General features: G+C 52.3%; 9 protein-coding genes. 6 read left to right on the top strand and 3 right to left on the bottom strand.

Features of this window, described 5'->3' with window-relative positions:
- Positions 1-24 precede the first annotated feature (24 nt).
- Positions 25-360, bottom strand: a complete 336-nt coding sequence (locus tag ACLD4F_RS02445) for a GlpM family protein (RefSeq protein WP_000524877.1) — start codon at positions 358-360, stop codon at positions 25-27.
- Positions 361-486: 126 nt separating this feature from the next.
- Here ACLD4F_RS02445 and rstA point away from each other — a divergent pair, with 126 nt between their 5' ends.
- The 5 genes from rstA (at position 487) to tus (ending at position 7,126) form a co-directional block, all read left to right on the top strand.
- A complete protein-coding gene (gene rstA, locus ACLD4F_RS02440) occupies positions 487-1,218 on the top strand; it encodes a two-component system response regulator RstA (protein ID WP_001080048.1) in 732 nt (243 codons plus the stop codon).
- A gap of 480 nt (positions 1,219-1,698) precedes the next feature.
- Complete coding sequence (gene ompS2 / locus ACLD4F_RS02435) at positions 1,699-2,850, top strand: porin OmpS2 (RefSeq protein WP_000824303.1); 1,152 nt, start codon at positions 1,699-1,701, stop codon at positions 2,848-2,850.
- Positions 2,851-3,002: 152 nt separating this feature from the next.
- A complete protein-coding gene (locus ACLD4F_RS02430; RefSeq protein WP_000928661.1) occupies positions 3,003-4,709 on the top strand; it encodes an amidohydrolase in 1,707 nt (568 codons plus the stop codon).
- Between the two features lie 110 nt (positions 4,710-4,819).
- Entirely contained in the window at positions 4,820-6,121 is a 1,302-nt protein-coding gene (rstB, locus tag ACLD4F_RS02425; RefSeq protein ID WP_411010657.1) for a two-component system sensor histidine kinase RstB, read from the top strand.
- Between the two features lie 75 nt (positions 6,122-6,196).
- Positions 6,197-7,126, top strand: a complete 930-nt coding sequence (tus, locus tag ACLD4F_RS02420) for a DNA replication terminus site-binding protein (RefSeq protein ID WP_000092495.1) — start codon at positions 6,197-6,199, stop codon at positions 7,124-7,126.
- Here the strand turns inward: tus and fumC are convergent.
- Positions 7,123-8,526, bottom strand: coding sequence for a class II fumarate hydratase (gene fumC / locus ACLD4F_RS02415; RefSeq protein WP_000259117.1), 1,404 nt, complete (start codon positions 8,524-8,526; stop codon positions 7,123-7,125). The genes tus and fumC overlap by 4 nt on opposite strands.
- 167 nt (positions 8,527-8,693) lie before the next feature.
- Positions 8,694-10,340: a class I fumarate hydratase gene (fumB, locus tag ACLD4F_RS02410; protein WP_079981165.1), complete on the bottom strand. Its 1,647-nt coding sequence runs from the start codon at positions 10,338-10,340 to the stop codon at positions 8,694-8,696.
- A gap of 199 nt (positions 10,341-10,539) precedes the next feature.
- On the opposite strand from fumB, the gene manA reads away from it, so the two are divergent.
- A complete protein-coding gene (gene manA / locus ACLD4F_RS02405; RefSeq protein WP_080094755.1) occupies positions 10,540-11,715 on the top strand; it encodes a mannose-6-phosphate isomerase in 1,176 nt (391 codons plus the stop codon).
- Positions 11,716-11,786: the final 71 nt, after the last annotated feature.

Raw genomic sequence — 11,786 nt, 5'->3', positions numbered from 1 at the left:
GGGAAACCACGGTCTTTGCCAATATTAATGCCATTTAATCCAGCAAAAAATCAGCAGCCACGCGCTTAGCCCCCAGCAGACCACCGCACCGCCAAGCGCGACGGGCAGGCGCATCACGCCGCTGAAATACCATAGCGTTGCAAGATAAATGAAATAAGGAATGATCGACCACATGCTAAAGACGATGGTGGTACGCATCGCGTCGATGCCCCGCTCGCTGGCCACGATATAGTGCGCGATAAGCGCAAACGTTGGAAACAGAGGAATTAATCCGGCGATATAATAATTTTTCGTTTTTGACAGCAGACCAATCAATACGACGACCAGCGCCCCCAGGGCAGCTTTAATCACGAGTCCCATTACCTTGCCTTAACACGCTAATAACAACAGCGTGTAGCATAACGGAACCGCTCTCGTTTAGAAAAGATTTATGGAAGGGAAAACAGAGGCGGTGTATGTTGGCGTTTTCTATTCTCCATTTATAATATGAACCGCATTGTATTTGTTGAAGACGACGCTGAAGTGGGTTCTCTCATTGCCGCTTATCTGGCGAAACATGATATTGATGTCATTGTTGAGCCGCGTGGTGACCGGGCGGAGGATCTTATCCTCACCACTCAGCCCGATCTGGTTTTACTGGATATTATGCTTCCAGGTAAAGATGGCATGACGATATGCCGCGATTTACGCCACCGCTGGCAAGGCCCGATTGTCCTGCTCACCTCGCTGGACAGTGATATGAATCATATTCTGGCGCTGGAGATGGGCGCCTGCGACTACATCCTCAAAACCACGCCTCCGGCCGTTTTGCTGGCGCGTCTGCGCTTACACCTGCGGCAAAGCGAACAAACGCAACAGGCAAAAAGTCTTCAGGAGAGCGCGCTTACGCCGCATAAAGCGCTGCGTTTTGGCGCGTTAACCATCGATCCCCTTAACCGGGCGGTCCAGCTCAATGGCGATTTCATATCGCTCTCCACCGCCGATTTTGAATTGCTCTGGGAACTGGCGACACACGCCGGACAAATTATGGATCGCGACGCGTTGCTAAAAACGCTGCGCGGCGTCAATTATGATGGTCTGGATCGCAGCGTGGATGTGGCGATTTCCCGCCTGCGTAAGAAACTGCTGGATAGCGCTGCTGAGCCCTATCGTATAAAGACCATTCGCAATAAAGGCTATCTTTTTGCCCCTCATGCCTGGGACGAAACGACGGGATAAGTTAGCCGACAGATTTTACCTGCCTTTATCAAGTCATAGTGGCGATGCTCATCACCGCCACTGTTCAAAAAACAGACATTGTATACATGGATGCTATTTTTATTAGTCGGAACAGCCCCTTTATTACCGTTTTCTCTGCGTTGCGGTTCTTCATTACGTCTTTTTCGCCAAAAAAATTAAATTAAAAAAAACTCGAAGCCAGTTCACAAAATTGATAACAGAGTGTCTACCCGGCGCTATATTGCCATCTTTTTTCGCAAATTGTGAAATAAAACAAATCACAACCATGAATATATAATAACAAATATATTCACTATAAATATATGCGTTTCCGATAGTAACTTTTGTATTAATTAATAACATATAAGAAAAGTTAGTATTTGCTGAAATAATATTATTCAGATTAGGATGCCTTTGATTCAACGAATCTGTAGAAGTTCAATCTTTTGCAAATAAGTTAAGTTTTTAAGGATAAAAAAAATGAAAAGAAAAGTATTGGCACTTGTCATCCCGGCTCTGCTGGCTGCTGGCGCAGCACACGCCGCTGAAATTTATAACAAAGACGGCAATAAGCTGGACCTTTACGGGAAAGTAGACGGCCTGCACTATTTCTCTGATGACTCTTCTAAAGATGGCGATCAGACCTATATGCGTTTCGGCTTTAAAGGCGAAACACAGATTAACGACCAACTGACCGGTTACGGCCAGTGGGAATATAACGTTCAGGCTAACACTACCGAAGGCGAAGGTGCTAATTCCTGGACTCGTCTGGCATTCGCCGGCCTGAAATTCGGCGACTACGGCTCATTCGACTATGGTCGTAACTACGGCGTCCTGTACGACGTGGAAGGCTGGACCGATATGCTGCCTGAGTTCGGCGGCGACTCCTATACTTACGCTGACAACTACATGACCGGTCGTGCTAACGGCGTGGCCACCTACCGTAACACTGATTTCTTCGGTCTGGTAGACGGTCTGAACTTCGCGTTGCAATATCAGGGTAAAAATGAAAGCCAAAGCGCTGACGATGTAAATATCGGTACCAATAACCGTAATAATGGCGACGATATTCGTTACGATAACGGTGATGGCTTCGGTATTTCTACTACCTATGATATTGGCATGGGCTTCAGCGCAGGCGCTGCGTATACCACTTCCGATCGTACTAATGAGCAAGTCAATGCAGGCGGCACTATTGCTGGCGGCGACAAAGCGGATGCATGGACAGCTGGTTTGAAATATGATGCCAACAACATCTATTTAGCGACTATGTATTCTGAAACCCGTAATATGACGCCTTATGGTAAAACGGACACGGGTTATGCTGGCGGCGTAGCAAACAAAACGCAAAACTTCGAAGTTACAGCCCAATATCAATTTGATTTCGGTCTGCGCCCGGCGGTTTCTTTCCTGATGTCTAAAGGTAAAGATCTGACCTATAACAACGTTAATGGCGATGATAAAGACCTGGTTAAATATGCTGATGTAGGTGCTACCTACTATTTCAACAAAAACTTCTCCACCTATGTTGATTATAAAATCAACCTGCTGGATGATGACGACCAGTTCTATAAAGATGCCGGTATCAGCACTGATGATATCGTCGCGCTGGGTATGGTTTACCAGTTCTAATTATTCATTAATTCTTCTCAAGCCCGCCGTTTCGGCGGGCTTTTCTTTTTTCATTACCACCGTTCTAAAAACAGAACGCACTGTTCCCTGGGCACAGATTGAACAATTCTTGTTCGCTCTCTATGGTTTGCTTATCGCCCGACAAAAGGAACATGCTAATGATCAGTCTCGTCCCGCCTCTGCTTTCCAGAACCGCGCTTCTCTTTCTGCTCATGGCCACAGGCGCAGCCACCGCCGCCCGCCCGGCAGCGGATATTATTTTGCATAACGGTAATATCATCACTCTGAATGATGCCCAGCCGCAGGCCAGCGCGCTGGCGATTTCCGGCTCGCGGATTGTGGCGATTGGCGATGATACGGCGACAAATGAATGGCGCGGCGACCATACCCGTACCATCGATTTACAGGGTAAAACCGTGATACCCGGCCTGACCGATACCCATATCCACGCCATTCGCGGCGGACAAACCTGGACATTCGAAACCTACTGGTACGACAGCCCTTCGCTTAAAGACGCGCTGGATAAATTACGCGCCGACGCTAACCGTCGTCCCCACGATCAATGGGTAGCCGTAGTGGGATCGTGGATACCGGCGCAATTTGCAGAAAACCGGGCGCCGACGGTAGCCGAATTGAGCCACGCCCTTCCCGATCATCCGGCTTATATTCAGTATCTGTACGACTATGCGTTAGTGAATCAGCGCGGTATAGACGTACTTGGCCTTAACGACACCCCTCCTCCTGATTTAGCGGGAATCCGCGTAGAGCGCGACGCAAAAGGTAGCGCCACGGGGAAATTATTTGCTGACATCGCCGCGTTCAATCAGCTTTTTGCCAGCATAAGTAGTAACGCCGATCGTGAGGGTGGTCTGCGGCAATTTTTCGCTGATATGAACGCTCGCGGCGTGACCGGCATCATTGACCCCTCTGCCGGGCCTGCCGCCGCTTATGAGCCTTTATTTGCAATGCGAAACCAGGGGGATTTACCGCTGCGCGTGGGGTATCGCATTCCGGTACAGCCAGAAGCGAAAGGTCATGAAGCGCAGTGGTTCAGCAACCTGATGGCCTTTCGCCCGGCGCGTGCCGATGACGGGCAACTGGCTTTTCTAGGTCTGGGGGAAAGCCTGGTGGCCGGAATGAATGACGGCGTGCGGATGGCCCCAGGTTTTTCTTCCTCAGAGCAAGACAAAACCGCGCTTCGCCAGGTCGCGACGTTTGCGGCAAAACGGGGAATACCGCTTGAGATCCATGCATATACCGATGACAGCGCCGACGCGATATTGACGATTTTTGAGCAGGTAGCGCAGCAGTACGATCTGCGCCCTCTGCGCTGGTCTATTGCGCACCTGAATACCGGTTCGCCACAGACGCTTGAGCGAATGCGTAAGCTGGGTCTGGCATACACTGTGCAAATGGGGCCTTACTTTGAGGGGCTTGCCATCCGTGACGCCAATCCACCCGGCGCGACGGACAATTCGCCGCCGGTTCGACTGGCGCTGGATAAAGGGCTTGTCGTAGCTGGCGGTACCGATTCGACGCGTATTGGCATTGCCGGTGTCTGGCACGCTATCGAATATCATATCACCGGTATAGCGTCAGGCGGTTCCGTACGTAAACCCGCCAGCGAGCGGCTCACGCGTCTGGAAGCGCTAGCGTTATATACACGTCATGCCGCCTGGCTCGCCTTTGCCGAACAACACCGGGGCCAGCTTAGCGTCGGAAAACAGGCCGATCTGGCGGTACTCAATCAGCCATTTATGACGATGCCCGAAGACAGAATTGATACCATTCGCGCTGTTTTGACGCTTGTCGATGGACGCATTGTTCACGAAAGTCCGGACCTTAACGCCGGACAATGAGGTTGTCAGTTGACGCAAAGCCTGCTTTTATAACCCACCAGCGGCGCTGACGGGAAATCTTTTCCGTCAGTGCGCGATAGAGCTAATGTATTGAGATCCGGTGGGCGTTGATGAAAAAGCTGTTTGTGCAGTTTTACCTTTTGCTGTTCGTCTGTTTTCTGGTCATGACCTTATTGGTCGGACTGGTGTACAAATTCACCGCCGAACGCGCGGGCAGGCAATCGCTCGACGATCTGATGAAAAGTTCGCTCTATCTGATGCGCAGCGAACTGCGGGAAATTCCGCCGCGTGAATGGGGGAAAACGTTAAAAGAGATGGACCTGAACCTCTCTTTCGATTTACGCGTTGAACCGTTAAATCACTATAAGCTTGATGCCGCCACCACGCAGCGACTGCGTGAAGGCGATATTGTCGCGCTTGACGATCAATACACCTTTATTCAACGTATCCCGCGCAGCCATTACGTCCTGGCGGTTGGCCCGGTTCCCTATCTCTATTTCCTGCATCAAATGCGACTGCTGGATATCGCCTTAATGGCGCTCATTGCCTTTTCTCTCGCCTTTCCTGTGTTTATCTGGATGCGCCCGCACTGGCAAGAAATGCTCAGGCTCGAATCCGCCGCGCAGCGCTTTGGCGAGGGTCATTTGACTGAACGCCTGCACTTCGATAATGGTTCCAGTTTCGAACGTCTGGGCGTCGCGTTCAACCAGATGGCGGATAATATTAATGCTCTGATCGCCAGTAAAAAACAGCTGATTGACGGTATCGCCCATGAACTTCGCACGCCGCTGGTACGTTTACGCTATCGGCTTGAAATGAGTGAAAATCTGACACCGCCAGAATCACAGGCGCTCAATCGCGATATTGGTCAACTGGAAGCGCTAATTGAAGAACTGCTCACCTATGCGCGCCTTGACCGGCCGCAAAATGAACTGATGTTGACCGAACCCGACCTCCCCGCCTGGTTGCTCGCGCATTTGCAGGATGTGCAGAGCGTGACCCCGGAACGCGCCGTACACCTTGTCACATGTGTAATCGGCGATTATGGCGCGCTTGATATGCGGTTAATGTCGCGAGTGCTGGATAACCTGCTGAATAATGCGTTGCGCTACAGTCGTACCACCGTTCAGGTCAGTCTGTTACTCGACGGCAGTCAGGCAACGCTGATAGTCGAAGATGACGGCCCCGGCATTGAAGCGGATGCGCGTGAGCGCATATTTGAACCTTTTGTCAGACTCGACCCCAGTAGAGACCGGGCGACAGGCGGCTGCGGGCTTGGACTCGCCATCGTACACTCTATCGCCCTGGCGATGGGCGGTAGCGTCGTCTGTGACGAGAGCGAACTGGGCGGCGCAAAATTTAGCTTTCGCTGGCCGGTCTGGCACGCGATGCCCGACATGACCGCTGCCTGACGCATTTTGCACGCTGGTTGAGCGGCGGGAACTGTGCTATACAGATAGTATGTTGTAACTAAAGTGAGTAATACCATGTCACGCTACGATCTCGTTGAACGCCTGAATGGCACTTTTCGCCAGATAGAACAACACCTGGCGGCGCTGACGGATAATCTACAGCAGCATTCGCTACTTATCGCCCGTGTCTTTTCACTGCCGCAGGTGACCAAAGAGGCGGAACATGCGCCGCTGGATACTATCGAGGTAACGCAACATCTGGGGAAAGAGGCCGAAACGCTGGCGCTACGTCACTATCGCCATTTGTTTATTCAACAGCAGTCCGAAAACCGCAGCAGTAAAGCCGCCGTCCGCCTGCCTGGCGTCTTATGCTATCAAGTGGATAATGCGACACAGTTAGATCTGGAAAATCAGATACAGCGCATTAACCAGTTGAAAACCACCTTCGAGCAGATGGTTACGGTAGAGTCCGGTCTTCCCTCAGCGGCACGTTTTGAGTGGGTGCATCGGCATCTACCCGGCTTAATTACGCTGAACGCTTACCGTACGCTGACGCTTATCAATAACCCCGCCACCATACGTTTCGGCTGGGCAAATAAACATATTATTAAAAATTTAAGCCGGGATGAGGTTCTGAGCCAGTTGAAAAAAAGCCTCGCGTCGCCGCGCAGCGTCCCGCCGTGGACGCGCGAACAATGGCAATTCAAGCTGGAACGGGAATATCAGGATATCGCTGCCTTACCGCAGCAGGCCCGACTCAAGATTAAGCGTCCGGTTAAAGTACAGCCGATCGCCCGCATCTGGTATAAAGGCCAGCAGAAACAGGTGCAACACGCCTGCCCCACGCCGATTATCGCATTAATCAACACGGACAACGGCGCTGGCGTGCCGGATATTGGCGGGCTGGAAAACTATGACGCCGATAATATTCAGCACCGTTTTAAACCACAGGCGCAGCCGCTGCGACTGATTATTCCGCGACTGCACCTGTATGTGGCGGATTAACGTCCCGGCGTCATACTGCCAACCATCAACTCCGGACGTACCCAGGCGTCGAACTCCTCGTCGCTAAGGTATCCTAATGCCACGGCTGAGGCTTTGAGCGTCAGCCCTTCTTTATGCGCCTTCTTCGCAATCTCCGCCGCTTTATCGTAACCGATGTGCGTATTGAGCGCAGTGACCAGCATCAGCGACTCATTCAGCAACTGCGTAATACGCTCGCGGTTTGGCTCAATTCCTGACGCACAGTGTTGATTGAAACTCGCCATGCCATCGGCCAGCAGGCGCACCGTTTGCAGAAAATTATGAATAACCATCGGACGATAGACGTTGAGCTCAAAGTTGCCCGATGCGCCCCCCATATTGATGGCCACATCGTTACCCATTACCTGGCAACATAGCATCGTTACTGCTTCACACTGGGTCGGGTTCACTTTACCAGGCATAATGGAACTGCCTGGCTCATTCTCCGGGATAGCAATCTCGCCAATGCCGCAGCGCGGGCCGGACGCCAGCCAGCGAACATCATTGGCGATTTTCATCAGCGAGGCCGCCAGTCCTTTTAATGCGCCATGCGCCTGTACCAACGCGTCACAGGTCGCCAGCGCTTCGAATTTATTCGGGGCGGTAACAAACGGCGCTGCGGTAATCGTCGCCAGTTCCTCGGCCACGCGCCGGGCATATTCCGGGTGGGTATTAAGCCCTGTCCCCACTGCGGTTCCGCCGAGCGCCAGTTCCGCGACGTGCGGTAAACTGTGCTCAATGTGCCTGAGGTTATGTTCCAGCATGGCTACCCAACCGGAAATCTCCTGGCCTAAGGTGAGCGGCGTCGCGTCCTGCAGGTGAGTACGGCCAATTTTGACAATATCGGCGAAAGCGTGGGATTTATCGCGAAGCGTATCCGTTAATGCGGATAATTGCGGGATGAGGTGTTCGCGTAACGCCAGTAACGCCGCCACGTGCATGGCGGTTGGGAACACATCGTTTGAGCTTTGACTCTTATTGACGTCATCATTGGGATGCACCTTGCGTTCCATACCGCGAACGCCGCCCAAAATTTCACTGGCGCGGTTCGCTAACACTTCATTCATATTCATGTTGCTTTGCGTACCGGACCCGGTCTGCCAAATCGCCAGCGGAAACTCATCAGCATGTTTTCCCGCCAGCACTTCATCAGCCGCCTGGATAATCGCGCTGGCTTTTTCCGCCGCCAACAACCCTAAGTCCTGGTTGACCTTCGCAGCGGCGCGCTTGGTCAACGCCAGAGCGTGAATGAGCGAGACGGGCATTTTCTCCGTGGAAATCCGAAAATGCTCCAGCGAACGTTGAGTCTGCGCCCCCCACAGTTTATCTGCCGGGACTTCAATAGCGCCCATTGAATCTTTCTCGCGGCGTACCGTTACCATTACCTGCTCCTTACTCAAGTTGATGAGATCATGTGTCGACATTGCTCACATGTTTGCGGTCTTATGAGTATTAACGATAACAACACAACGGTGTAGACCGGATAAGGCGCTTGCGCCGTTCTCCGGCAAAATAGCGAATCATGTTACCGCCCCGCAGGGCGGCGACATTACTTAACGCAGCGCGCGCACTGCGATGACTGAATCTGCTGGAAGAAATCGTTGCCTTTATCATCCACCAGAATAAAGGCCGGAAAATCCTCCACTTCAATTTTCCAGATAGCCTCCATACCCAGTTCAGGATATTCCACGCACTCCAGGCGCTTGATACTACCCTGCGCCAGAACGGCTGCCGGGCCGCCGATACTGCCCAGGTAGAAGCCGCCATGTTTCTTACAGGCATCGGTCACCTGCTGGCTGCGGTTGCCTTTCGCCAGCATGATCATACTGCCGCCCTGCGACTGGAGCTGATCAACATAAGAGTCCATCCGTCCTGCGGTAGTCGGCCCAAGCGACCCGGAGGCGTACCCTTCCGGCGTTTTTGCTGGCCCCGCATAATAGATAGGATGATCTTTGATGTACTGCGGCAAACCTTCGCCTCTGTCCATCCGTTCTTTCAGTTTAGCGTGCGCGATGTCGCGGCCCACAATAATCGTGCCGTTCAGCGACAGGCGCGTTGATACCGGATACTGCGACAGTTGTTGCAGTATCTCGCTCATGGGACGGTTAAGATCAACGCGCACCGCCTCGCCCTCTCCCGCCTGGCGCAGCGCCTCTGGAATATATTTACCGGGATTGCGCTCCAGCTTCTCGATCCAGATCCCTTCCCGGTTGATCTTCGCTTTAATGTTTCGATCCGCGGAGCAGGACACGCCCATACCTACCGGACACGATGCCCCGTGGCGCGGCAATCGGATGACACGAATATCGTGAGCGAAATATTTGCCGCCGAACTGCGCGCCTAAGCCAAGATTTTGCGCCTCAAGCAACAATTCTTTTTCCAGCTCAATATCGCGGAAGGCCTGCCCGTGTTCATTGCCTTCGGTTGGTAGCGCATCATAGTATTTTGCCGAGGCCAGCTTAACGGTCTTCAGGTTCGCTTCCGCCGAGGTGCCGCCAATGACAAACGCAATGTGATACGGCGGACAGGCGGCGGTGCCCAGCGTACGCATCTTATCGACGAGATAATTTTTGAGCTTACCCGGCGTCAGTAGCGCTTTTGTCTCCTGATAGAGGTAGGTTTTATTCGCCGATCCGCCGCCTTTAGCGATACAGAGGAATTTATATTCATCGCCATCGACGCTGTAGAGATCGATCTGCGCCGGCAGGTTAGTACCGGTATTGACCTCTTTGTACATATCCAGCGCCGCGTTTTGCGAATAGCGCAGGTTATCTTCGATATAAGTGTTATATACGCCGCGAGCCAGCGCCGCTTCATCACCTCCACTAGTCCAGACGCGTTGGCCTTTTTTGCCGACAATAATGGCCGTACCGGTATCCTGGCAGGTGGGCAACACGCCCTTGGCCGCGATATCGGAGTTTCGCAGGAATTGCAGCGCGACATATTTGTCGTTTTCACTGGCCTGCGGATCGCGCAGAATATCCGCCACCTGTTGCTGATGCGCGGGACGTAGCATAAAAGACGCATCGTGGAAGGCCTGACGCGCCAACAACGTTAGCGCTTCCGGCGCGACTTTCAGGATCTCTTGTCCTTCGAATTCGGCGACGGAAACATGTTCGCTGGTCAACAAGTAGTACTCGGTATCGTCCTTTTTGAGGGGAAAAGGGTCTTGATAAAAGAAGGGTTTGTTTGACATTGTGCTCTCACTTACCGCTCGGTATGGTTATTCTCTGGGCAGGTGTTCCATTGCCCGACTCAAAGCGAGTAACACTATCCTACACAATTTTTTAACAAAAACTGAGACAAGTACGACTTTTTACGCCCGGAGGTTACTTCATGCGGGTTTCTTGGTTTAATACCTCCCATTGATCTCCACATTGAAACAGGGCTTGATAATGCAAAAACTCATTAACTCAGTGCAAAACTATGCCTGGGGAAGTAAAACTGCGTTAACGGAACTTTATGGCATCGCCAATCCGCAGCAGCAGCCAATGGCTGAACTCTGGATGGGCGCGCATCCCAAAAGCAGCTCGCGAATCACCACCGCCAACGGCGAAACCGTCTCCCTGCGTGACGCCATCGAAAAGAATAAAACCGCCATGCTGGGCGAAGCGGTAGCCAACCGTTTCGGCGAACTGCCGTTTCTGTTTAAAGTACTGTGCGCCGCGCAGCCGCTCTCTATTCAGGTGCACCCGAATAAGCGCAATTCCGAAATCGGTTTCGCGAAAGAAAATGCGGCGGGTATCCCCATGGATGCCGCAGAGCGGAACTATAAAGATCCTAACCATAAACCAGAGCTGGTTTTTGCCCTGACGCCTTTCCTGGCGATGAACGCGTTCCGCGAATTTTCTGACATTGTCTCTTTACTGCAACCTGTCGCCGGCGCGCATTCCGCTATCGCCCACTTTTTGCAGGCGCCGAACGCTGAACGTCTGAGCCAGCTTTTCGCCAGCCTGTTGAATATGCAAGGCGAAGAAAAATCCCGCGCGTTAGCCGTACTCAAAGCGGCGCTTAACAGCCAGCAAGGTGAACCGTGGCAAACGATCCGCGTGATTTCAGAGTATTATCCTGACGACAGCGGGCTTTTCTCTCCTTTGTTGCTGAATGTGGTCAAACTGAATCCCGGCGAGGCGATGTTCCTGTTTGCCGAAACGCCTCATGCTTATCTGCAGGGCGTTGCGCTGGAAGTCATGGCAAACTCCGATAACGTTCTGCGCGCTGGCCTTACGCCAAAATATATCGACATCCCTGAGCTGGTCGCGAACGTGAAGTTCGAACCTAAGCCTGCCGGCGAGTTGCTGACTGCCCCGGTGAAAAACGGCGCGGAGCTGGACTTTCCAATTCCGGTTGACGATTTTGCTTTTTCACTGCACGACCTGGCGCTTCAGGAGACGAACATCGGCCAACACAGCGCCGCGATTCTGTTCTGCGTTGAGGGTGAGGCGGTGTTACGTAAAGATGAACAGCGTCTGGTACTGAAGCCGGGTGAATCTGCCTTTATCGGCGCGGATGAGTCTCCGGTTAACGCCAGCGGCACGGGCCGTTTAGCGCGTGTTTATAACAAGCTGTAGCAACGTACTGAATTTTTTAACAACTCTTGCTAAGCTTATAACAGACGTAAAACTCCTCCAGGCGGTTTAAT

This window comes from Salmonella sp. 741265050_HSA (assembly GCF_046569445.1).
GTDB lineage: Bacteria > Pseudomonadota > Gammaproteobacteria > Enterobacterales > Enterobacteriaceae > Salmonella > Salmonella enterica.
Note: the sequence above shows the minus strand (reverse complement) of the source record. Positions and strands in the feature narration are given on the sequence as shown.

Coding starts and splice junctions, on each gene's coding strand:
- ACLD4F_RS02445 (WP_000524877.1), bottom strand. CDS start 360: ATGGGACTCGTGATTAAAGCTGCCCTGGGGGCGCTGGTCGTCGTATTG.
- rstA (WP_001080048.1), top strand. CDS start 487: ATGAACCGCATTGTATTTGTTGAAGACGACGCTGAAGTGGGTTCTCTC.
- ompS2 (WP_000824303.1), top strand. CDS start 1,699: ATGAAAAGAAAAGTATTGGCACTTGTCATCCCGGCTCTGCTGGCTGCT.
- ACLD4F_RS02430 (WP_000928661.1), top strand. CDS start 3,003: ATGCTAATGATCAGTCTCGTCCCGCCTCTGCTTTCCAGAACCGCGCTT.
- rstB (WP_411010657.1), top strand. CDS start 4,820: ATGAAAAAGCTGTTTGTGCAGTTTTACCTTTTGCTGTTCGTCTGTTTT.
- tus (WP_000092495.1), top strand. CDS start 6,197: ATGTCACGCTACGATCTCGTTGAACGCCTGAATGGCACTTTTCGCCAG.
- fumC (WP_000259117.1), bottom strand. CDS start 8,526: ATGGTAACGGTACGCCGCGAGAAAGATTCAATGGGCGCTATTGAAGTC.
- fumB (WP_079981165.1), bottom strand. CDS start 10,340: ATGTCAAACAAACCCTTCTTTTATCAAGACCCTTTTCCCCTCAAAAAG.
- manA (WP_080094755.1), top strand. CDS start 10,540: ATGCAAAAACTCATTAACTCAGTGCAAAACTATGCCTGGGGAAGTAAA.